The 21,060-nt window shown below is 71.7% G+C and carries 18 protein-coding genes and 4 tRNA genes; 9 read left to right on the forward strand and 13 right to left on the reverse strand.

Annotated features, from left to right (window positions below):
* The 4 genes from ACZ5NJ_RS13510 to ACZ5NJ_RS13525 form a co-directional block, all read right to left on the reverse strand.
* Positions 1–1,971 (reverse strand): DEAD/DEAH box helicase (locus ACZ5NJ_RS13510; RefSeq protein ID WP_468764996.1); only part of this gene is annotated, 1,971 nt, incomplete at its 3' end.
* Between the two features lie 1,026 nt (positions 1,972–2,997).
* Positions 2,998–3,372, reverse strand: a complete 375-nt coding sequence (locus tag ACZ5NJ_RS13515; RefSeq protein ID WP_468764997.1) for a fluoride efflux transporter FluC — start codon at positions 3,370–3,372, stop codon at positions 2,998–3,000.
* On the reverse strand, positions 3,369–3,848 hold the full coding sequence (locus tag ACZ5NJ_RS13520) for a FluC/FEX family fluoride channel (protein WP_468764998.1): 480 nt from the start codon (positions 3,846–3,848) through the stop codon (positions 3,369–3,371). The genes ACZ5NJ_RS13515 and ACZ5NJ_RS13520 overlap by 4 nt, the downstream gene beginning before the upstream one ends.
* Positions 3,845–4,195: a metallopeptidase family protein gene (locus tag ACZ5NJ_RS13525; RefSeq protein ID WP_045946535.1), complete on the reverse strand. Its 351-nt coding sequence runs from the start codon at positions 4,193–4,195 to the stop codon at positions 3,845–3,847. Before ACZ5NJ_RS13525 ends, ACZ5NJ_RS13520 begins: the two co-directional genes overlap by 4 nt.
* A 126-nt stretch (positions 4,196–4,321) precedes the next feature.
* Here ACZ5NJ_RS13525 and ACZ5NJ_RS13530 point away from each other — a divergent pair.
* The 3 genes from ACZ5NJ_RS13530 (at position 4,322) to ACZ5NJ_RS13540 (ending at position 4,602) form a co-directional block, all read left to right on the forward strand.
* Positions 4,322–4,394, forward strand: a tRNA-Glu gene (locus ACZ5NJ_RS13530).
* Positions 4,395–4,432: 38 nt separating this feature from the next.
* Positions 4,433–4,506 (forward strand) — tRNA-Asp (locus ACZ5NJ_RS13535).
* Positions 4,507–4,528: 22 nt separating this feature from the next.
* A tRNA-Phe gene (locus ACZ5NJ_RS13540) sits at positions 4,529–4,602 on the forward strand.
* 40 nt (positions 4,603–4,642) lie between these two features.
* Here the strand turns inward: ACZ5NJ_RS13540 and ACZ5NJ_RS13545 are convergent.
* Genes ACZ5NJ_RS13545 through ACZ5NJ_RS13555 form a run of 3 tightly spaced genes read right to left on the reverse strand, consistent with a single transcriptional unit; the run spans position 4,643 to position 6,717 of the window.
* On the reverse strand, positions 4,643–5,491 hold the full coding sequence (locus ACZ5NJ_RS13545) for a cytochrome c biogenesis CcdA family protein (protein WP_468764999.1): 849 nt from the start codon (positions 5,489–5,491) through the stop codon (positions 4,643–4,645).
* On the reverse strand, positions 5,488–6,255 hold the full coding sequence (locus tag ACZ5NJ_RS13550; RefSeq protein ID WP_468765000.1) for a DsbA family protein: 768 nt from the start codon (positions 6,253–6,255) through the stop codon (positions 5,488–5,490). Before ACZ5NJ_RS13550 ends, ACZ5NJ_RS13545 begins: the two co-directional genes overlap by 4 nt.
* A gap of 48 nt (positions 6,256–6,303) precedes the next feature.
* Positions 6,304–6,717, reverse strand: a complete 414-nt coding sequence (locus ACZ5NJ_RS13555; protein ID WP_468765001.1) for a hypothetical protein — start codon at positions 6,715–6,717, stop codon at positions 6,304–6,306.
* A 111-nt stretch (positions 6,718–6,828) separates the two neighbouring features.
* Between ACZ5NJ_RS13555 and hrpA the strand changes: the two genes are divergently transcribed.
* Both hrpA and ACZ5NJ_RS13565 read left to right on the forward strand, forming a co-directional pair.
* Entirely contained in the window at positions 6,829–10,752 is a 3,924-nt protein-coding gene (gene hrpA / locus ACZ5NJ_RS13560) for an ATP-dependent RNA helicase HrpA (RefSeq protein WP_468765002.1), read from the forward strand.
* 70 nt (positions 10,753–10,822) lie between these two features.
* A tRNA-Asp gene (locus ACZ5NJ_RS13565) sits at positions 10,823–10,896 on the forward strand.
* Positions 10,897–11,471: 575 nt separating this feature from the next.
* Here the strand turns inward: ACZ5NJ_RS13565 and bldC are convergent.
* Together bldC and ACZ5NJ_RS13575 are read right to left on the reverse strand one after the other, a co-directional pair.
* A complete protein-coding gene (bldC, locus tag ACZ5NJ_RS13570) occupies positions 11,472–11,678 on the reverse strand; it encodes a developmental transcriptional regulator BldC (RefSeq protein WP_003949541.1) in 207 nt (68 codons plus the stop codon).
* Between the two features lie 610 nt (positions 11,679–12,288).
* Positions 12,289–13,110, reverse strand: coding sequence for a DUF8083 family protein (locus ACZ5NJ_RS13575; protein WP_468765245.1), 822 nt, complete (start codon positions 13,108–13,110; stop codon positions 12,289–12,291).
* Positions 13,111–13,366: 256 nt separating this feature from the next.
* Here ACZ5NJ_RS13575 and ACZ5NJ_RS13580 point away from each other — a divergent pair, with 256 nt between their 5' ends.
* Together ACZ5NJ_RS13580 and ACZ5NJ_RS13585 are read left to right on the forward strand one after the other, a co-directional pair.
* Positions 13,367–14,491: a Leu/Phe/Val dehydrogenase gene (locus ACZ5NJ_RS13580; RefSeq protein ID WP_468765003.1), complete on the forward strand. Its 1,125-nt coding sequence runs from the start codon at positions 13,367–13,369 to the stop codon at positions 14,489–14,491.
* A gap of 310 nt (positions 14,492–14,801) precedes the next feature.
* Positions 14,802–15,062, forward strand: coding sequence for a DUF3073 domain-containing protein (locus ACZ5NJ_RS13585; protein ID WP_468765004.1), 261 nt, complete (start codon positions 14,802–14,804; stop codon positions 15,060–15,062).
* A gap of 113 nt (positions 15,063–15,175) precedes the next feature.
* On the opposite strand, the gene purM is transcribed toward ACZ5NJ_RS13585, so the two are convergent.
* Both purM and purF read right to left on the reverse strand, forming a co-directional pair.
* A complete protein-coding gene (gene purM / locus ACZ5NJ_RS13590) occupies positions 15,176–16,246 on the reverse strand; it encodes a phosphoribosylformylglycinamidine cyclo-ligase (protein ID WP_395511907.1) in 1,071 nt (356 codons plus the stop codon).
* 127 nt (positions 16,247–16,373) lie between these two features.
* Positions 16,374–17,891, reverse strand: coding sequence for an amidophosphoribosyltransferase (purF, locus tag ACZ5NJ_RS13595; RefSeq protein WP_385528184.1), 1,518 nt, complete (start codon positions 17,889–17,891; stop codon positions 16,374–16,376).
* Positions 17,892–18,037: 146 nt separating this feature from the next.
* Between purF and ACZ5NJ_RS13600 the strand changes: the two genes are divergently transcribed.
* On the forward strand, positions 18,038–18,133 hold the full coding sequence (locus tag ACZ5NJ_RS13600) for a putative leader peptide (protein WP_388955132.1): 96 nt from the start codon (positions 18,038–18,040) through the stop codon (positions 18,131–18,133).
* A gap of 116 nt (positions 18,134–18,249) precedes the next feature.
* Positions 18,250–19,674, forward strand: coding sequence for a sulfatase-like hydrolase/transferase (locus ACZ5NJ_RS13605; protein ID WP_468765005.1), 1,425 nt, complete (start codon positions 18,250–18,252; stop codon positions 19,672–19,674).
* 10 nt (positions 19,675–19,684) lie between these two features.
* Here the strand turns inward: ACZ5NJ_RS13605 and ACZ5NJ_RS13610 are convergent, their stop codons facing one another.
* A complete protein-coding gene (locus tag ACZ5NJ_RS13610; protein ID WP_468765006.1) occupies positions 19,685–20,176 on the reverse strand; it encodes an META domain-containing protein in 492 nt (163 codons plus the stop codon).
* 45 nt (positions 20,177–20,221) lie between these two features.
* Entirely contained in the window at positions 20,222–21,013 is a 792-nt protein-coding gene (locus ACZ5NJ_RS13615; protein WP_468765007.1) for a maleylpyruvate isomerase family mycothiol-dependent enzyme, read from the reverse strand.
* Positions 21,014–21,060 lie beyond the last annotated feature (47 nt).

Raw genomic sequence — 21,060 nt, forward strand, 5'->3', positions numbered from 1 at the left:
GCGACGGAAGCCGCCACGGTCACCACGGTCGTCACGGTTGAAGCCACCCGACGGACGCTCGTCCCGACGGAAACCACCCGACGGACGGTCATCGCGGCGGAAGCCACCCGACGGACGGTCATCGCGACGGAAGCCGCCACGGTCACCACGGTCGTCACGGTTGAAGCCACCCGACGGACGCTCGTCCCGACGGAAACCACCCGACGGACGGTCATCGCGACGGAACCCACCGGACGGACGGTCATCGCGACGGAAGCCGCCACGGTCACCACGGTCACCGCGGTCGCCCCGGTCGTCGCGGCGGTTGTCGCGACGCTCGAAGTTGCCCCGGTCGTCGCGGCGCTCGGAGGAGCGCTGCTCCTGGGCGGCGGCCTGCGCGGCCTGCTCGGCCACGGCGGCGGCCAGCTCGGCCTCGGCGGCCTCGACGACCTCGGCGACGGCGGCCTCCGGGTCCTCACCGCGCTCGCGGGCGGAGCGGGCGACGAGGCGGTCGGCCTCCTCGCGGAGCTCGGCGGCGCGACGGGTGGCGCGCTCCAGCTGCTTGGTCAGGTCGGCGACCTCGCGCTCGGCCTGCTTGGCGGCGTTGTTCGCGGAGTCGGCCTGGACCTCGGTGAGCGAGCGCGCACCGGTGATCTCGGCGACCTCCGGGTCGAAGGCGCCGGCGCCGCCGACGATGTGGCGCGAGGCGTCGACGCCCGCGTCCTCCATCAGGCGGAAGATCTGGCGGCGCTGGTGCGGCAGGGCGAGGGAGACCACGACGCCCGACTTGCCGGCGCGGGCGGTACGGCCCGAGCGGTGCAGGTAGTCCTTGTGGTCGCCGGCCGGGTCCACGTTGAGGACCAGGTCGATGCCGTCGACGTGGATGCCGCGGGCGGCGACGTCGGTGGCGACGAGCGCGTTGACGTAGCCGTCCTTGAAGTCGGCGAGGACGCGGGTACGGGCGCCCTGCGTCATGCCGCCGTGCAGCGCGTCGGCCTTCACGCCGGCCTCGACGAGCTGCTCGGCGATGCGGTCGGCGCCCAGCTGGGTGCGGACGAAGATGATGGTGCGGCCCTTGCGGGCGGCGATGGCGGCCGTGACCGGGGCCTTGTCCTTCGGCTTCACGACGAGGACGTGGTGGGTCATGGTCGTGACGTTGCCCTGGGCGCTGTCGACCTCGTGGCTGACCGGGTTCGACAGGTAGCGCTTGACCAGGGTGCCGATCTCGTTCTCCATCGTGGCGGAGAAGAGCATGCGCTGGCCGCCGGCCGGGACCTGGTCGAGCAGCTCGGTGACCTCGGGCAGGAAGCCCAGGTCGGCCATCTGGTCGGCCTCGTCGAGGACCGCGACCTCGACGTTCTCCAGGGAGCAGGCGCCGCGGTTGATGATGTCGCGCAGACGGCCGGGGGTGGCGACGAGGACGTCGACACCGCGCTCCAGGGCGTAGATCTGGTTGCCCATGGAGGTACCGCCGCAGACGACCTTCATCTTCAGGCCGAGGACGTCGCCGTAGGGCTGGAGGGCGTCCGCGACCTGCATCGCGAGCTCGCGGGTCGGGGTGAGGATGACGGCGCGGGGCTTCTTCTTCTCCGTGTGGCCGTCGGCCAGGCGGGCCAGGGTCGGCAGACCGAAGGAGAGGGTCTTGCCGGAGCCGGTGCGGCCGCGGCCGAGGATGTCCTTGCCGGCCAGGGCGTCCGGGATGGTCGCGGCCTGGATCGGGAACGGGGAGGTGACGCCGTTCTGCGCGAGCTTGCGCACGACGCCCTCGGGCAGACCGAGGTCCGCGAAGGTGACCGTGGGCTCGGCGTCGGCGGCGTCCTCGTCGGAGTCGACGTCGGCACCGGCCGTCACGTCGGCTTCGAGCGCCTCGATGATCTCGTTCGCCTCCGCGGCCTCCATGGCCTCGGTGACCACAAGGGCCTCTACGGCGTCGACGATCTCGTGGGAGTCGTTCTCGGGCATGACGGAACGGTCAGAACTGGAAATGGACATGCGAAATGCGAAACCTTCCGGAGTCTCGGCACGCGCCCAAACTCCGTGAATCGCAAATCGACCGCCTCAATGCGGTCAGCCACGGCTAGGGAGAGTACGCGCCACACGGCGCTCTTCGGATTCGGCGCCGGGCAATGGGATCAAACGATCTATAACCATACGCACCCTCCCGGGGGTCTGGCAAGTCGTTCCTGCAAAACCCCCTCCGACCTGCGACGACCCGCGACGGCCCGGGGCCGGGCGGCGACGCAGCCCCCGCGTCCGCCCTCAGGCGACGCTCGGCCCCGGGGACGCCGGGGGCGTCTCGCTCGGTGTGGGTTGCGTCACAGGGGGCGGGGTCTCCCCGCCGGGGGTCGACCCTCCGGATCCGCCCGCCCCGGACCCGCCGGAGCCGGACCCTCCGGACCCGGCGGCCCCACCCGCACCACCGGACCCCGACCCGGAACCGGACCCCCCGGCTCCCGACCCCGAGCCCGAACCGGACCCCGATCCGGAGCCGCCCGCCCCGGACCCCGAGCCCGACCCGGAGCCGCCCCCGGACGGCACCTGACCCCCTTGCCCGCCGGCCCCGCCCCCGGGGCCGGCCGACGGGGAGGGCTGGCCCGGCTTGCCGGCGGGCGCGCCAGGGCCGGGGGAGGCCCCGGTCGCCCCGGAGGCCTTCCCGGGCTCGCCCGACTTCCCGTCCGGGTGCGTGCCGTCCTTGACCCCGTGCCCGGCGCCGTGGGCCCCGGAGCCGTGCCCGGCGCCCGCGGCCGCACCGGCCCCGCCGGCCTCCTTGCCGCCCACCGAGGCGGCCGGCCCCGGCTTCGCGGCGTCCTCGCCGACGCTCATGCAGCCCGCCGTCGCCGCGACCGCGAGGGCGGAGACGGCCAGTCTGAGAGTGGTTGACAGGGAAGCGGGCAACGGGCGCACGGGGGCACCTCCGGGGCGCGGGACGGGGTCCGCGATGAGCGGGTCAATGAACCCAACTCCCTTTACCCCGTAAGAGACACGCCCCTTGCGCGAGTTGCGCCGACGGCCCGCGGTTCACACGAACAGCTGCCGCGCCACCTGCGAACCCAGCGTCACGGCCCCGAGGCCGACCAGCACCGAAGCCGCCACGTTCGCCGCGGCGAGGAACTTCCAGCCGCGCTCGGCCAGCCGCAGCGTCTCGTACGAGAACGTCGAGTACGTGCTCAGCGCCCCGCACAGCCCCGTCCCCAGCAGCAGCGTCAGCCGCGAGGAGCCCGCGCCGGCCAGGACGGCCCCGGTGAGCACCCCCAGCACCAGGCAGGCGCCCGCGTTGACCACGAAGGTCCCCCACGGGAAGACGGAGTCGTGCCGGGCCTGGACGAACCGGTCGGTCAGGTACCGCAGCGGCGCCCCGACGACCGCCCCCGCCACGACCAGCAGCCAGTTCACGCGGCCCCCCGCCCGCGCAGCGCCAGCCGCGTCAGCGCCGCCGCCGCCCACACCGCGCCCAGCGCACCCACGACGGTCACCCCGGCGTACGCCAGCGCGAGCCCGGCCCGGCCCGCGTCCAGCAGCCGGGAGAAGTCCACGGCGTAGGTCGAGAAGGTGGTGAACCCGCCGAGCACCCCGGTGCCCGCGAAGGGGCGCAGCAGCGGGTGCGGGGAACGCCGGCCGCCCTCGCTGATCAGCGCCATCAGCACGCCGATCAGCGCGCATCCGGAGACGTTGGTCCAGAAGGTCGCCCACGGGAAGCCCGCCGGCGGGACCGGCCACAGCAGGGCCAGCCCGTAGCGGGCCGTCGCTCCGAGGGCACCGCCCGCGGCCACCGCCGCGAGGACGCGGGCCTGCGGTTCGGCGCGCTGGGCGGGGACGTGGAGGTCGACGTCGGGGTCGATGGCCTCCGCGCCCGGCGCGGGCCGGGTCATCCGTAGCCCAGGGCGTGCAGGCGTTCGTCGTCGATCCCGAAGTGGTGGGCGATCTCGTGGACCACGGTCACCTCGGTCTCGGCGACCACGCTCTCCCGGTCCTCGCACATCCGCAGCGTGGGGTTCCGGTAGATCGTGATGCGGTCGGGGAGCACTCCGGCGTACCACTCGCCGCGCTCGGTGAGCGGGGTGCCCTCGTACAGGCCGAGCAGGTCGGGGTCCCCGGCCGGCGGCTCGTCCTCGACGAAGACCGCGACGTTGTCCATCAGCCGGGTCAGCTCCGGGGGGATCCGGTCCAGCGCCTCTGCGACGAGCTCCTCGAACTCCTCGCGCGTCATCTCCAGCACCCGGCCATTGTCGCCCGGCCGGAGGCGGTTCCCGCGCTCGGGTGGAAACCGTTTTGGCGATACCTCCTCCGATCCCATATGCTTCTCACGTCCCCGACGCGCTGAAAAGTGCCCGGCGGGCCTTTAGCCCTCATCGTCTAGTGGCCCAGGACGCCGCCCTTTCAAGGCGGTAGCACGGGTTCGAATCCCGTTGGGGGTACGCAACACCATGTGCAAGACTTGTTCTTGCACACACCAGGTCCTGTGGAGCAGTTGGTTAGCTCGCCACCCTGTCAAGGTGGAGGTCGCGGGTTCAAGTCCCGTCAGGATCGCTGAGGCTGGAAACAGTCTCGTGGCTGGGTAGCTCAGTTGGTACGAGCGATCGCCTGAAAAGCGATAGGTCGCCGGTTCGACCCCGGCCCCAGCCACAAAGAGAAGGCCCCGTCTCCGGACGGGGCCTTCCGCGTTTCACTCCTCCTCGGTCCGCCCGGCCTCCTCCTCGCGGACCGTCCGCCGCCGGCGCAGCAGCCCGTAGGCCACCGCCCCGGCGGCGACCACCCCGAGCAGCGCCCAGTCCGGGACGGCGTCCGCGACGGCGCCCACCTTCTCCTCGACCGCGTACGAGTCGTCCACGTCCAGCAGCCCGGGCAGCGCGCTCGCCCCGTCGTAGACCAGGAGCAGCGCGCCCAGGGTGATGAAGAACAGCCCGGACAGCAGCGAGGTCGTGTGCAGTTCGAGCCGGCCCGCCCGCAGGGCGCGGCCGCGCAGCCAGCGCCGCCGGCCCAGGTCGAAGCGCTCCCAGAGCAGGGCCAGCACGAACAGCGGTACGGCCATCCCCAGCGCGTACACCGCCAGCAGCAGACCGCCGTAGACCGGGCTGCCGCTGACCGCCGCCACCGTCAGGACGCTGCCCAGGATCGGGCCGGCGCAGAACCCGGCCAGCCCGTAGACCGCGCCGAGCGCGTACACGGACAGGGCGGTGGTCGGACGGATCCGGCCCGAGAGCTCGGAGAGCCGCCTGGGGGCGAAGCCGAGGCCGAGGATCTGCGCCAGGCCCAGGGCGATGATCAGCCAGCCGCCGGCCAGCACCAGCTGGTCGCGGTGGGAGTGGAAGAACCGGCCCGCGTACGAGCCGGCCGCGCCCAGCGGTACGAGGGTGGTGGCGAGGCCCGCGTAGAAGATCCCGGTGCGCGCGAGGAGCCGGGTGCGGGAGTCGATGGAGTAGGCGAAGAAGGCCGGCAGGAGCAGGGCGCTGCACGGGCTGAGCAGGGCGAGGAGACCGCCGAGCAGGGCGGCGGCGTAGCCGATGCCGGTCACCGGCCGGCCTTCCCCTTCGCCTGCGCCTTGGCCCGGTCGATGGCCGTGGTGAAGGCGTCGAGGGGCTGGGCGCCCGCGAGGGGCCGCCCGTTGACGAGGAAGGAGGGGGTGGACTGGACGCCGATGCGGTAGCCCTCCTCCTGGTCGCGGCGCAGGGCGGCGGCGGCCTGTTCGCCGGCCATGTCGGCCTTGAAGCGCTCCAGGTCGGGGACGCCGGCCTCGCGGGCCAGCTCGACCAGCCGGTCCTCGCCGAACCCCTTGGCCTTGGCGCCCTCGGCGTACGCGGCGGCGTGGAAGGCGGTGAAGCGGTCCTGCTGCCCGGCCGCCCAGGCGGCCTTCGCGGCGGCCTCGGACTCGGCGCCGAAGATCGGGAAGTTGCGCCACTCGATGCGCAGGGTGCCGTCCTGGACGTAGGTGCGCACCAGTTCGGGCTCGGTGTCGCGGGCGAACTTGGCGCAGTAGCCGCACTTGAAGTCGGAGTACTCGATGAGGACGACGGGGGCGTCGGTGCGGCCCACGGCGAGCTTGTCGCCGCCTTCGCGGCGGGCGAGCGCCTTCAGCTCGGCGAAGGCGCCGGTGTCGGAATCGGTGCCGGAATCGGTGTCGGGCGTGCCGGACGCGGAGGCGCTGGCGGCCGGGCGGCGGTGCTCCTCGTCCCGGGGCGCGGTGGCCTGCCAGGAGACGAGGCCGAGGGTGACCGCGGCGAGGGCGACGCCGACGGCGTACAGGAGGGGCTTGCGGGAGGTCTTGCGGGACGTGGACATACGGGTGCTCCAGAGCGGGACGAAGGGGGAACCGGCGGACCGGCTCCCCTACACCCGCATCACGTTCAGCTCCACCGGTCCGGGCGCCCGCCGGTCGGATCCGCGCACGGGGACCCGTACGCACTCGGCCCGGTACGGGCGCACCCCCTCGGGCACGGCCCGCGCGGCGAGGACGGAGCCGTGCTCGTGCCCGGCCCGCGCCGGCACGGCGGGCTCGGTCCCGGCCCCGCCGGACCCCGGCGCACAGGAGGGCCCCCGTTCGGGCGCGGCATCCACGACGCCCGCCCACGCGCCGGAACCGGCTCCCGGCCCGTACCCCGCGGCCACGGCCGGGACCGGGGCCGGGACCGGGGTGACGGCGACGGCCGGGGCCGGGGCGGCGGTCAGGGCGAGGCCCAGCAGGGCCGCCACCACCGCGAACACGGCGGCGGCCGACGGGCGGATGCGGCGGCGGCAGGACAAGGGTGGGCTGCCTCTCACACGCGGGACTGGGGGACTCGTCCCGAAATGGTACGGGGAGGGGCACAAATGCGTTCGCCACCCGCCGGGCCCAGGTGAGATCCTCGATCAGGTATGTCTACTTCCTTCGCCGCCCTGCAGACGCTTCTCGGTGAGATCTCCCTCCGGGACGCGCACCGCCTCGGCCGCCGCCTAGAGGGCGCCCGCCGCATCCGCAAGCCCGAGGCCCAGCAGGCCGTGCTCGACGAGATCGCCGCGGAGGCCGAGAAGGCCGCCGCGCGACTGGCCGGCCGCGCCTCGCGCATGCCGGAGGTCACGTATCCCGAAAACCTGCCCGTCAGCCAGAAGAAGGACGAGATCGCCGAGGCGATACGCGACCACCAGGTCGTGATCGTCGCGGGCGAGACCGGCTCCGGGAAGACCACGCAGATCCCCAAGATCTGCATGGAGCTGGGGCGCGGCGTCCGGGGCATGATCGGGCACACCCAGCCCCGCCGGATCGCCGCCCGCACGGTCGCGGAGCGCATCGCCGAGGAGCTGAAGTCCGAGATCGGGCAGACGGTCGGCTGGAAGGTCCGCTTCACCGACCAGGTGAACCCGGACGCGACCTTCGTGAAGCTGATGACGGACGGCATCCTGCTCGCCGAGATCCAGACGGACCGCGAGCTGCGCGCCTACGACACGATCATCATCGACGAGGCCCACGAGCGCAGCCTCAACATCGACTTCCTGCTCGGCTACCTGGCCCAGCTGCTCCCCAAGCGTCCCGACCTCAAGGTCGTGATCACCTCCGCGACCATCGACCCGGAGCGCTTCTCCCGCCACTTCGGCGACGCCCCGATCGTCGAGGTCAGTGGCCGTACGTACCCGGTCGAGGTCCGCTACCGGCCGCTGCTGGAGGAGGACAGCGAGGAGAGCGACCGCGACCAGATCACCGCGATCTGCGACGCCGTCGACGAGCTCCAGGGCGAGGGCCCGGGCGACATCCTGGTCTTCCTCTCCGGAGAGCGGGAGATCCGCGACACCGCCGACGCCCTGATCAAGAAGAAGCTCCGCTTCACCGAGGTCCTGCCCCTGTACGCCCGCCTCTCGCACGCCGAGCAGCACCGGGTGTTCCAGCAGCACACCGGCCGCCGGATCGTGCTGGCGACCAACGTCGCGGAGACCTCCCTGACGGTCCCCGGCATCAAGTACGTGATCGACCCGGGCACGGCCCGCATCTCCCGCTACAGCCACCGCACGAAGGTGCAGCGGCTGCCGATCGAGCGGATCAGCCAGGCCAGCGCCAACCAGCGCAAGGGCCGCTGCGGCCGTACCAGCGACGGCATCTGCATCCGGCTGTACTCCGAGGACGACTTCAACGCGCGCCCGGAGTTCACGGACGCGGAGATCCTGCGGACAAACCTGGCCTCCGTCATCCTGCAGATGACCGCCGCCGGCCTCGGCGAGATCGAGAAGTTCCCCTTCATCGACCCGCCGGACCACCGCAACATCCGCGACGGCGTGCAGCTACTCCAGGAGCTCGGCGCGCTCGACCCCGCCGAGAAGGACCCCAAGAAGCGGCTCACCCCGATGGGCCGCCAGCTCTCCCAGCTGCCGGTCGACCCGCGTCTGGCCCGCATGGTGGTGGAGGCGGACAAGAACAACTGCGTCCGCGAGGTCATGGTCATCGCGGCGGCCCTGTCGATCCAGGACCCGCGCGAGCGCCCGTCGGACAAGCAGACCCAGGCGGACCAGAACCACGCCCGGTTCAAGGACGAGACGAGCGACTTCCTCTCCTTCCTGAACATGTGGCGCTACGTCCGCGAGCAGCAGAAGGAGCGCGGCTCGTCCTCCTTCCGCCGGATGTGCAAGCAGGAGTACCTGAACTTCCTGCGGATCCGGGAGTGGCAGGACATCTACGCCCAGCTGCGCTCGGTCGCCAAGACGATGGGCATCCACGTCAACGAGGCCGACGCCGCCGAGACGAACATCCACGTGTCCCTGCTGGCCGGTCTGCTGTCGCACATCGGCCTGAAGGACACCGACAAGAACGAGTACCTGGGCGCGCGGTCGGCGAAGTTCGCGATCTTCCCCGGGTCGGCGCTGTTCAAGAAGCAGCCGAAGTTCGTGATGTCGGCGGAGCTGGTGGAGACCTCGCGGCTGTGGGCGCGGGTCAACGCCAAGGTGGAGCCCGAGTGGGTGGAGCCCCTCGCGCAGCACCTGATCAAGCGCACGTACAGCGAGCCGCATTGGGAGAAGGACCAGGCGGCGGTGATGGCCTACGAGAAGGTCACCCTGTACGGAGTGCCGATCGTCGCCCAGCGGAAGATCAACTACGGCCGGATCGACCCCGAGGTCTCGCGCGAGCTGTTCATCCGCAACGCGCTGGTCGAGGGCGACTGGCGCACCCACCACAAGTTCTACGCCGACAACCGCAAGCTGCTGACCGAGGTCGAGGAGCTGGAGAACCGGGCGCGGCGCCGCGACATCGTCGTGGACGACGAGACCCTGTTCGACTTCTACGACCAGCGGATCCCCGAGCACGTGGTGTCCGGCGCGCACTTCGACTCCTGGTGGAAGCACAAGCGGCGCGAGGAGCCCGAACTCCTCGACTTCGAGCGCGAGATGCTGCTGACGGAGAAGGCGGCCGGGGTCACCAAGGCCGACTATCCGGACTCCTGGCGGCAGGGGCAGCTGAAGTTCCGGGTGACGTACCAGTTCGAGCCGGGCGCGGACGCGGACGGCGTGACCGTGCACATCCCGCTCCAGGTGCTGAACCAGGTCACCGAGGAGGGCTTCGACTGGCAGATCCCGGGTCTGCGCGAGGAGGTCGTCACCGAGCTGATCCGTTCGCTGCCCAAGCCCATCCGCCGGCACTACGTGCCCGCGCCGAACTACGCGTCCCGCTTCCTGGAGAAGCAGCCGGTGCTCCAGGAGCCGCTGCCGGTGGTGCTGGCGCGCGAGCTCCAGCGGATGGTCGGGGTGCCGGTGTCGGCGGAGGACTTCGACCTCTCCCGGATCCCGGACCACCTGAAGATCACCTTCCGGATCGTGGACGAGCGGCGGCGCAAGCTCGCCGAGGCCAAGGACCTGGAGGCCCTGCGGCTCCAGCTGAAGCCCAAGGCCCGCCAGGCCCTCTCCAAGGCCGCGGCCGCCACCGCCGAGCGGGCGGGCGGGGAGTCGGTGGAGCGCACCGGGCTGACCGACTGGACGATCGGCTCCCTGGTGCGGGTCTTCGAGACCCGGCGGGCCGGCCAGCCGGTGAAGGCCTACCCGGCCCTGGTGGACGAGGGGACGAGCGTCTCGGTGCGCCTCTTCGACTCCGAGGCCGAGCAGCAGCGGGCGATGTGGCTGGGCACCCGGCGGCTGATCCTGCTCAACATCCCGGTGAACCCGGCGAAGTTCGCCTCGGACAAGCTGACCAACCAGCAGAAGCTGGCCCTCTCCCGCAATCCGCACGGCTCCATCCAGGCGCTGTTCGACGACTGCGCGACCGCGGCCACCGACAAGCTGATCGCCGACCACGGCGGTCCGGCCTGGGACGAGGCGGCCTTCCGGCGGCTCTTCGACGCGGTGCGGGCCGACCTGGTGGACACCACCGTGCGGACGGTGGGGCAGGTCCAGCAGGTCCTGGCGGCCTGGCAGGCCTGCGAGCGGCGGCTGAAGGCCACGAACAGCCTGGCCCTGATGGCGAACGTCGCGGACGTGAAGGCGCAGCTGGCGGCCCTGATGCCGGCCGGTTTCGTGACGCTGACAGGGCTGAAGCGGCTGCCGGACCTGATGCGCTACCTGGTGGCGATCGACCGGCGGCTCCAGCAGATGCCGACGGGCGCCCAGCGCGACACCACGCGCATGGAGAAGGTCCACGAGATGCGCGACGAGTACCTGTGGCTGCTGGAGCAGTTGCCGAAGGGCCGGCCCGTGCCGGAGGCGGTCACCGAGATCCGCTGGATGATCGAGGAACTGCGGGTCAGCTACTTCGCGCACGCGCTGGGGACGGCGTACCCGATCTCCGACAAGCGCATCGTGAAGGCGGTCGACGCCCTCGCCCCGTGATCCGGTTCGACCGCACCCCCTGACCTGCTGTACAGTCTGACTCGCAGCCGAGCGATCGGCAGCGATTCGAGGACCTGTGGAGCAGTTGGTTAGCTCGCCACCCTGTCAAGGTGGAGGTCGCGGGTTCAAGTCCCGTCAGGTTCGCAGAAACGTCAGGGCCCGTATCCCGCAAGGGATACGGGCCCTGACGCGTTGTCGGGCCCCGTGACCTGGCCGGCGTGGACGCGCTCCGCCACCTCATGATCACGCGGGGCTCACGAAGGCCCTGGAAGCCCCTCAGGGGGCCTCGTCCACCCACCCCGACCTCCTGGGGCCGCCCCCGCCGTCCACGGCCCCTCCGGGGCCCCTCCGCGGGCTCGCGGCGCGCATCGCCCAGAGGGGAGAAATCCCCCGTTCGCGAGAGGAGCTCTGCGCGGGACATCCCTATACGGGGTGCATTGCCGGATGTACAAGAGTCGTCAGCTGTGACGGGAGTCACCACATGAGTTTTTGAGACTCGCACATTTATCGGAGCCCTACGCCCGCTCGATTTAATATGTGCAATGGCACTTGCTGCGACCGACCGTCCCCGGGGACAAAAAAATCGCGCTGGACCCGGCGGAGTCCAGCGCGATCGACGGCAGTGCCTGTTGGGGCAGGCCCCGCCGCATGAAGCTGTGTGGGTTCATCGGATTGGGGGATCCGATACGCACCCTTTAAAGCGGTGGTGCTGCGGGACCTCAGGCCTCGCTGCGCTGCTGCGGAATTCCCGCGAGCAGTGCGCGGACCTCGGCCTCGCGGTAACGGCGGTGTCCACCCAGGGTGCGGATGGACGTGAGCTTGCCGGCCTTGGCCCAGCGGGTAACCGTCTTCGGGTCCACGCGGAACATGGTGGCAACCTCAGCCGGGGTCAGCAGCGGCTCGGCATCAGGGGTGCGAGCGGTCATGAGCGGCCTCCTCGGGAGAACCGAACCATCTCGGTTCTTTCCTCTAAATTCTGCACCTTGGCCCGCGTTGCCCGAAATGGACATACGCAGGCCGAGTCGGTTATAGGACGAACGGCTTGTCCTCGGCACTACAACTACACCATCCGTCCAGCCTCGACGGCCAAACCGATGGAATTGCCCTCCGAGGTGTTCATCAGCGGCGGAAGCCGATGGACCGCCCTATAACGGACAGTCACCCCACTGTGACGATCAGTCACAGAGCGATCGGGAGTCGTCAGACCCCCCATAGAGTGCAATACCGAGCATTCCGCCCGTAGTTGGGCGGAAGGAACCCTCCCCGGACTCCTTGTCCTATTTTGGCATGAGGATAGGGGATGGGCGCAAGGGTGTGGATAGTGCGGTCCGTCACGCTTGGGCCAATGGCCCGGATCGGGACGTAGGTCCTGGAACAAAGACCCTAATACCGTGATCAAGCCCCTGATCTGCGACTTGTGGGCCATTCGGCCGATCGTGACCGATACGGGCGATACGGGTGGCGTCCGAACGGGTTCCGAACAGGTACGTCCATGATCTACGCAGACCCCGGCCCCGGAAAGGGTCAAGGCTGCCTCTAGTTCGCGAAAAGTCTGTCCCTCACCGCCCTCCAGCGCCGGGCCAGTTCCTCGTGGACCGCCACGGCCCCCTCGTGGTCCCCCTCCCGCAGGGCCGCGATCCCCTCCGCGAGGTCGCGGGCCGAGCGGTCGGCGGCCAGTCCGTCAGCCGGGAGCGCGTGGAGCAGCCCGCCGTAGTCCAGTTCGACCATCGACCGCGGGTGGAACTCCTCCAGCCAGCGCCCGACCTCCGCCAGCCCCTCGGCGAGCGGCCCGTACCCCGGCCGCCCCCGCCCCTCCGCCTCCCGCAGGGTCCGCAGCCCCCGGGCCAGCCGGCGCCGGGCCTGCACCATCGGCGTCCGGTACCGCAGCCGCTCCCCCGGCAGGTACTCCCGCTCCTCGTCCGCCACCAGCACGAACCAGCGCAGCGGCACCTGCCACACCCCGGTGCGGATCCACGGCCGCGCGTCGGGGTTCCGCTCCCGCCAGGCCTCGTACTCGGCGGCGGCCCGCCGGCGCGCGGACGGGGGCAGCGCCGCGTCCAGCACCGGCGCCGGGAAGTTCGCCGCCAGCTCCTCCAGGGCCAGCCAGCCGCGCAGCCGCGTCCGCCACGGGCAGACCAGCAGCACCCCGTCCAGCTCCGCCGTGAAGGCGTCCCCGCTCTCGTGCGCCGGCACCCCGACGACGGGCACCCGGACCAAGTCGGACAGGGAGCGGCGCAGTTCGTCCTGGGCGGTCGGCGCGGGGGCGCGCCGGGCATACGCCGCCCAGTGCGTGCGCTCCGGCTCCGGGAAGGCGGTCAGGGGCTCGTAGATCCTCAGGTAGGAGGCGTACGGGACCATCGGCGCGGGCCGCGCGGACGGCGGCCGGAGGTCGGGGGATTCGCTCACCCCCTCGTCCTCCCCGCTTTCGGGGCCCGGTTCACCTCCAACTCGCGGACCGGAAAGGGAATCCGCCGGCCGGCCACGCGCCCGCTCCGGACCCCGTGGCGGTCCGATCCCCGGACAAGGACCACCCGCGCCCGCCTCAGGTCTTACTCTGCTCCCAGCGCGCCCTCCCCCACCCGCAGGGCGGGCGTCTTTCCGCCGCATCTCTTCCATGGGAGTCACCACCGTGACCGAAATGACCGACGGCGTCCTGCACACCCTGTTCCGCAGTGAGCAGGGCGGCCACGAGCAAGTCGTGCTGTGCCAGGACCGGGCCACCGGACTCAAGGCCGTCATCGCCATCCACTCCACCGCCCTGGGCCCCGCCCTCGGCGGCACGCGCTTCCACGCGTACGCCTCGGACGAGGAGGCCGTCCGTGACGCGCTGAACCTCTCGCGCGGCATGTCGTACAAGAACGCCCTCGCCGGTCTCGACCTCGGCGGCGGCAAGGCCGTGATCATCGGTGACCCCTCCGTCCTGAAGACCGAGGAACTGCTGCTGGCCTACGGCCGCTTCGTCGAGTCGCTGGGCGGCCGCTACGTCACCGCGTGCGACGTCGGCACGTACGTCGCCGACATGGACGTCGTCGCCCGTGAGACCCGCTGGGCCACCGGCCGCTCCCCCGAGAACGGCGGCGCCGGCGACTCCTCCGTCCTCACCGCGTTCGGTGTCTTCCAGGGCATGCGCGCCAGCGCCCAGCACCTGTGGGGCGACCCGACCCTGCGCGGCCGCAAGGTCGGCGTCGCGGGCGTCGGCAAGGTCGGCAAGCACCTGGTGCGGCACCTGCTGGAGGACGGTGCCGAGGTCGTGATCACGGACGTCCGCGAGGAGTCCGTGCGCGAGCTCCTCGACCTCCACCCGGACGCGAAGCTCACCGCCGTCGCCGACACCGAGGCCCTGATCCGCACCGAGGGGCTCGACATCTACGCCCCCTGCGCCCTGGGCGGCGCCCTCAACGACGCCTCCGTCCCGGTGCTCACGGCCTCGGTCGTGTGCGGCGCGGCCAACAACCAGCTGGCCCACCCGGGCGTGGAGAAGGACCTCGCGGACCGCGGGATCCTCTACGCCCCGGACTACGTGGTCAACGCGGGCGGCGTGATCCAGGTCGCCGACGAGCTGCACGGCTTCGACTTCGACCGCTGCAAGGCCAAGGCCTCGAAGATCTTCGACACCACCCTGGCCATATTCGCACGTGCGAAGGAGGACGGGATCCCGCCGGCCGCCGCGGCCGACCGGATCGCCGAGCAGCGGATGTCCGACGCCCTCGCCCAGCGCGCGGCGGCCCGCAAGGCATAGCACCGCCGGGGTCCGGGCAGACGCCTGCCGGACCCTGGCCGGTGACCCGCCGGAGCGCGGCGAGACGGAACTCACTGCGCTTCGGCGGGTCGGCGGCCAGGAAAGCGTTAATATCGCAGCTGACCAGCGAGTACGGGGTGTCCCGTTGGTTCTGTGGAGAGGCACGTCATGCGGGCGGCGTACCGTATGGCCGCGGAAGCAGGTACCGTTAAACCCCTACGGACGGTCTCTCCACGGAGAGCCCGCTCCGAACCATGAACGCGTGTCAGACTCTGGGGCCGTCGAGCCCCGTCACCGAGGGGGTCGAGCCATGGGGCGCGGCCGGGCCAAGGCCAAGCAGACAAAGGTCGCCCGCCAGCTGAAGTACAACAGCGGCGGGACTGACCTCTCGCGTCTGGCCAATGAGCTGGGCGCATCGCCGACAGAGCCGCTGCCTATCAGCGCGCCGGTCGAAGTCGATGACGATCTGGACGACGACGACCCGTACGCGAAGTACGCGGATCTGTACAACGACGACGACGAGGACGAGGACGAAGAGTCCGGTCCGACGTCGCACCGTCGCGGGGCTTGACGCACAGCACCTCTGCCGTGAGCGCCTGCACAGCCCGGCTCTCGCCGGCTGACATCTGAAGAACGCCGAAACCCGGTCCAGGGCCTCCGCCCCGGACCGGGTTTCCGTGCTGCTCAGACGGCGTAGTCGCCGGTCAGGGTCGCGCCTTCGGTGTGGTCGCCCCGCTCCAGGATCTCGCCGGCGACCCAGGCCTCGACGCCCCGGTCGGCCAGCGCGGTGAGCGCCACGTCCACGGACTCCTGCGGGACCACGGCCATCATGCCGACGCCCATGTTCAGGGTCTTCTCCAGCTCCAGCCGCTCCACGTTCCCGGCCTTGCCGACCAGGTCGAAGACCGCGCCCGGGGTCCAGGTCGAACGGTCGACCGTGGCGTGCAGGTGGTCGGGGATGACCCGGGCCAGGTTCGCGGCGAGGCCGCCGCCGGTGATGTGCGAGTACGCGTGGACCTCGGCCGTACGGGTGAGGGCCATGCAGTCCAGCGAGTAGATCTTGGTGGGCTCCAGCAGCTCCTCGCCGAGGGTCCGGCCGAGCTCCTCGACGTGCTGGTCGAGGGACATCCCGGCGCGGTCGAAGAGGACGTGCCGGACGAGCGAGTACCCGTTCGAGTGAAGGCCGGACGACGCCATGGCGATGACGGCGTCCCCCGTACGGATGCGATCGGCGCCCAGGAGGCGGTCGTACTCGACCACGCCGGTGCCGGCGCCCGCGACGTCGAAGTCGTCCGGTCCGAGGAGGCCCGGGTGCTCGGCGGTCTCGCCGCCGACGAGGGCGCAGCCGGCGAGGACGCAGCCTTCGGCGATGCCCTTGACGATGGCGGCGACGCGCTCGGGGTGGACCTTGCCGACGCAGATGTAGTCCGTCATGAAGAGCGGCTCGGCGCCGCAGACGACGATGTCGTCCATGACCATGGCGACCAGGTCGTGGCCGATGGTGTCGTACACGCCCATCTGGCGGGCGATGTCCACCTTGGTGCCGACGCCGTCCGTGGCCGAGGCCAGCAGGGGGCGCTCGTAGCGCTTGAGGGCGGAGGCGTCGAAGAGGCCGGCGAAGCCGCCCAGGCCGCCGAGGACCTCGGGGCGCTGCGTCTTCTTCACCCACTCCTTCATCAGCTCGACGGCGCGGTCGCCCGCTTCGATGTCGACGCCGGCGGCTGCGTAGCTGGCCCCGGTGGTCTTCTCTGTCATGACAGGCGAGAGCTTTCGTGTCGTTGCTGCGTGTGGTGCCGGGCCCCGGGAGAAGCCTCAAAGACAGGGCGCGGCGCAGGTGGAGCCGGGCCGGCCCGGAGGGGGGCCGGCCCACGGGCCCACGGGTCTACGGGCGGCGGAGCGCGTCGGCGGCGTCGGTGCCGCCCGCGAGCTCGTTCTCCAGGAGCTGCTTGCCCAGGAGCTGCGGGTCGGGCAGCTCCATGGGGTACTCGCCGTCGAAGCAGGCACGGCAGAGGTTGGGCTTCTGGATGGTCGTCGCCTCGATCATCGAGTCGAGCGAGATGTACGAGAGGGAGTCCGCGCCCAGCGACGTGGCGATCTCGTCGACCGTCATGCCGTTGGCGATCAGCTCGGCCCGGGTGGCGAAGTCGATGCCGAAGAAGCACGGCCACTTGACCGGCGGCGAGGAGATCCGGATGTGGACCTCGGCCGCGCCGGCCTCGCGGAGCATCTTCACGAGGGCGCGCTGGGTGTTGCCGCGGACGATCGAGTCGTCGACGACGACGAGGCGCTTGCCCCGGATGACTTCCTTGAGCGGGTTGAGCTTGAGGCGGATGCCGAGCTGGCGGATCGTCTGCGAGGGCTGGATGAAGGTCCGGCCGACGTAGGCGTTCTTGACCAGGCCGGAGCCGTACGGGATCCCGCTGGCCTCGGCGTAGCCGACGGCGGCGGGCGTGCCGGATTCCGGCGTCGCTATCACCAGGTCGGCGTCGACCGGGGCTTCCTTGGCGAGGCGCCGGCCCATCTCGACGCGCGAGAGGTAGACGTTGCGGCCGGCGATGTCGGTGTCCGGGCGCGCCAGGTAGACGTACTCGAACACACAGCCCTTGGGCTTCGCTTCCGCGAAGCGCGAGGTGCGCAGGCCGTTCTCGTCGATCGCGATGAGCTCGCCCGGCTCGACCTCGCGGACGAAGCTGGCGCCGCAGATGTCGAGGGCGGCGGTCTCGCTCGCGACCACCCAGCCGCGCTCCAGGCGGCCGAGGACCAGCGGGCGGATGCCCTGCGGGTCACGGGCGGTGTAGAGCGTTCCCTCGTCCATGAAGACCAGCGAGAAGGCGCCCTTGACCTGCGGGAGGACCTTGGCGGCCGACTCCTCGATGGTCAGGGGCTTGCCCTCGTCGTCGGTCTGGCCGGCGAGGAGGGCCGTCACCAGGTCGGTGTCGTTGGTGGCCGCCACCTGGGTGGCGCGGCCGTCCTGACGGGGGAGGTCGGCGACCATCTCGGCGAGCTCGGCGGTGTTCACCAGGTTGCCGTTGTGACCCAGGGCAATGGAGCCGTGGGCGGTCGCCCTGAAAGTGGGCTGAGCGTTCTCCCAGACGGAGGCTCCGGTGGTCGAATAGCGGGCGTGACCGACCGCGATATGACCCTGGAGCGAGCCGAGAGAGGTTTCGTCGAAGACTTGGGAAACGAGGCCCATGTCCTTGAAGACGAGGATCTGGGAACCGTTGCTCACAGCGATTCCCGCGGACTCTTGTCCACGGTGCTGCAGGGCATACAGTCCGAAGTAGGTGAGCTTGGCGACCTCTTCACCCGGAGCCCAGACACCGAAGACGCCGCAAGCGTCCTGGGGGCCCTTCTCGCCGGGGAGCAGGTCGTGGTTGAGTCGTCCATCACCACGAGGCACGTCCCCGAGTGTAGGCGAGATCGACCACTGGTCCGAATTGGGGATGGCCGGGAAATGTCACAGCACAGAGGGTGACGGGACGCTTCCGTCTCGCTCTTCGATCCTTTGTTGACATCTACGAGTCGACTCGTGGAGGCTCTCGCCCCATGCAGCCCCTCGGTGACCGTGCCGTCACCCTCGTCGAGCGCCGACACGTGGACCTGGTCCGTGTCGCGAGCGCCATGTGTCGTTGCTGCGCGTAGCCACAACTCTTCCTCCCTTTTCCTGATTTCGCTCCGCCGCGCCCAGCCCCGCCGTGTCGCGCGCCGTCCCGTGCGCGCCCGGGCCGAGGGCCGCCGAGCCGTGTCTTGGAGTATTCGTGTCTTCGTACAAGAGCAAGCTGTCCCGTCGTGCCTTCGGGGGTGCCGTCGGAGCGACCGCGGCGACCGCCGCCGTGGGGCTGGGCGCCGGTCCGGCGCAGGCCGCGGAGGGCCCCGGAGGGGGTCCGCGGGAGCGTGAGTTCCGGGCCGCGCGCGGCCGCGGCTCGCGCCGCCCGAACATCCTGTTCATCCTGGGCGACGACCTCGGCTGGGCCGACCTGTCCTCGTACGGCTCCCCGCACATCAAGACCCCGAACCTGGACCGGCTCGCCCGCCAGGGCGTCCGGTTCACCGACGCCTACTCGGGTTCGGCGACCTGCTCCCCGACCCGGTTCAGCCTCTACACCGGGCGCTACCCGGCCCGTACCAAGGGCGGGCTGGCCGAGCCGATCGCGGACCGTTCGGTGGGCCTGGACCCGACGCACCCGACGCTGGCCTCGCTGCTGCGGGAGGCCGGGTACGCCACCGCGCTGATCGGCAAGTGGCACGCGGGCTACCTGCCCGACTACAGCCCGACGAAGTCCGGCTGGGACACGTTCTTCGGGAACTTCGGCGGGGCCCTGGAGTACTACTCCAAGCTCGGCCTGGGCGGCGAGTACGACCTCTACGAGGGCGACGCCGAGTACAAGGACCTGCGCTACTACACGCGGATCATCACGGAGCGGGCGAGCGAGTACGTCTCCCGCGACCACCACGGCAAGCCGTGGCTGCTGAACCTGAACTTCACCACCCCGCACTGGCCGTGGATCGCCGACGGGGACACCGCGGAGAGCGCCGAGATCGTCCGGCGGATCAAGGCGGGCGACCCGCGGGCGCTGTGGCACCAGGACGGCGGCTCGGTGGAGAAGTACAAGCAGATGGTGGAGGACCTGGACCGCTCGGTCGGCCGGGTCCTGGACGCCCTGAAGCGCTCGGGCCAGGAGGAGGACACCCTGGTCGTCTTCGGCAGCGACAACGGCGGCGAGCGGTTCTCGTACAACTGGCCGCTGTCGGGCAACAAGGCCTCGCTCCAGGAGGGCGGCATCCGGGTGCCGAACATCCTGCGCTGGCCCGCCCGGATCGACGGCGGCCAGGTCAGCCGGGTCCCGGTGTTCAGCCCGGACTGGACGGCGACCCTGCTGGAGCTGGCCGGGACCCGGCCGCACCCGGCGTACCCGCTGGACGGCGTGAGCCTGGCCGGGTACCTGCTGCGGGGGGAGGAGCCGGCGGAGCGGGACCTGTTCTGGCGGGTGCGCGGGGAGCGGGCGCTGCGGCGGGGGAACTGGAAGTACTACCGGGGCAAGTCGGGCCGCGACCAGCTGTTCGACCTGGCCGGGGACCTGCGCGAGCAGGCCGACAGGGCGGCGGCCGAACCGGCCCGGCTGGCGGAGCTCCGGGCGGCCTGGGAGCGCACGGACGCGGGGCTGCTCCCGTACCCGTCCTGACCCCCCCCCTTCACTCGGCCGCCGAGCCGCCCTCGGCGGTCAGGGTCCGGCCGTCGGGGGCGGTGAGGGTGAGGGTCCGCCCCTGGACCTTCCAGGTGAGGGGTCCCGCGCCGAACAGCCCGGTGAGCGCCCGCTCGACCTCGCCGGCCGGGCCCTCGCAGGCCATGCGGGTGCTGGTGAGCGGGCCGAAGGTGACGGTGGCGCCCTCGACGGCGGCGGGGGCGCCGAACCGGTTGCAGCCGAGGCTGCCGCCGGCGGTGCCGTCCGGGGCCAGGGCGAACCGGGCCCGGCCGGCCGCGGCGGCGGGGACCGGGGCGCCGGACAGGGCGGTGACGGTCCACTCGGTCACGGTCAGCGGGGCGTCCGCTACCGGGGGCGTGGCGGAGGCCGGTACGGGCCTGGGGGTGTCGCTCCCGTGCGGGGTCCCGGCGCAGCCGGCCAGGGCCAGTACGAGGGCCAGTGCGCCGGCGGCGGGCCCCGGGGAGTGCCTGACGATACGCATGCCCTTGGGACGGCCCGGCCCCCCGTCGGGTTCCCCTCTGCCCCCTCAGCTCATCAGCGGGAGCAGCCCGGACAGGTCGGCCCGCTCCCCGCTGGCGCTGACCCGGGCGGCGTCCAGGGCCTCGGCCCAGCCGGTACGGCCGGTGGCCAGCCGGAGCCAGGTCAGCGGGTCGGTCTCCACCACGTTGGGCGGGGTGCCGCGGGTGTGCCGGGGCCCCTCCACGCACTGGACCACGGCGAACGGCGGGATCCGCACCTCCACGGACCCGCCGGGGGCCTTCACGGCGAGGGCGTCGGCGAGCAGCCGGGTGCAGACGGCGAGGGCCTGGCGCTCCAGGGGGATGTCCAGGCCGGTGGCGCGGTTGAGGTCGTCGGTGTGGACCACGAGCTCCACGGTCCGGGTGACCAGGAAGTCGGCGAGGGTCATGTCCCCGATCCACAGCTGCATCACCCGGCTTCCGGGGGTCGCCTCCAGGGCCGCGGCCATCCGCGCGCCCGCCCGCTCGAACAGCTCGGCGACCGGGGCGCCGGTGAGGGTCTCCCGGGCGGCCTCGGAGATCTTCCCGGCGAGGGAGGCGGTGGCGAAGGGCCACTCGACGGCGCTCAGCTCGGCAACGGCGGCCGGCGGCCGCGCCAGCCCGCCGGCCAGCGAGTCCGCGATCCAGGCGACGTGCGCGGCGAGCTCCCCGACGCTCCACTCCCCGACCCCACTGGGCCGCGCGAACTCCTCTTCCCCCAAGTCCCGCACGGCGGCGGCGACATGCCCGAACTGGGCGATGACGGCCGCACGGACCTTCGCATGGTCGTAGGTACGCGGCTTCTTCCTGACGGGCGGCATGGCCCGACCTTACTGGGGGACCGTCAGGGCCGCACGGTCCCACCGGG

The sequence above is a fragment of the Streptomyces sp. NPDC032091 genome (genome assembly GCF_055580265.1).

Coding starts and splice junctions, on each gene's coding strand:
- ACZ5NJ_RS13520 (WP_468764998.1), bottom strand. CDS start 3,848: ATGACCCGGCCCGCGCCGGGCGCGGAGGCCATCGACCCCGACGTCGAC.
- ACZ5NJ_RS13550 (WP_468765000.1), bottom strand. CDS start 6,255: ATGTCCACGTCCCGCAAGACCTCCCGCAAGCCCCTCCTGTACGCCGTC.
- hrpA (WP_468765002.1), top strand. CDS start 6,829: ATGTCTACTTCCTTCGCCGCCCTGCAGACGCTTCTCGGTGAGATCTCC.
- bldC (WP_003949541.1), bottom strand. CDS start 11,678: ATGACCGCTCGCACCCCTGATGCCGAGCCGCTGCTGACCCCGGCTGAG.
- ACZ5NJ_RS13575 (WP_468765245.1), bottom strand. CDS start 13,110: ATGGTCCCGTACGCCTCCTACCTGAGGATCTACGAGCCCCTGACCGCC.
- ACZ5NJ_RS13580 (WP_468765003.1), top strand. CDS start 13,367: ATGGGAGTCACCACCGTGACCGAAATGACCGACGGCGTCCTGCACACC.
- ACZ5NJ_RS13585 (WP_468765004.1), top strand. CDS start 14,802: ATGGGGCGCGGCCGGGCCAAGGCCAAGCAGACAAAGGTCGCCCGCCAG.
- purM (WP_395511907.1), bottom strand. CDS start 16,246: ATGACAGAGAAGACCACCGGGGCCAGCTACGCAGCCGCCGGCGTCGAC.
- ACZ5NJ_RS13600 (WP_388955132.1), top strand. CDS start 18,038: ATGCAGCCCCTCGGTGACCGTGCCGTCACCCTCGTCGAGCGCCGACAC.
- ACZ5NJ_RS13610 (WP_468765006.1), bottom strand. CDS start 20,176: ATGCGTATCGTCAGGCACTCCCCGGGGCCCGCCGCCGGCGCACTGGCC.
- ACZ5NJ_RS13615 (WP_468765007.1), bottom strand. CDS start 21,013: ATGCCGCCCGTCAGGAAGAAGCCGCGTACCTACGACCATGCGAAGGTC.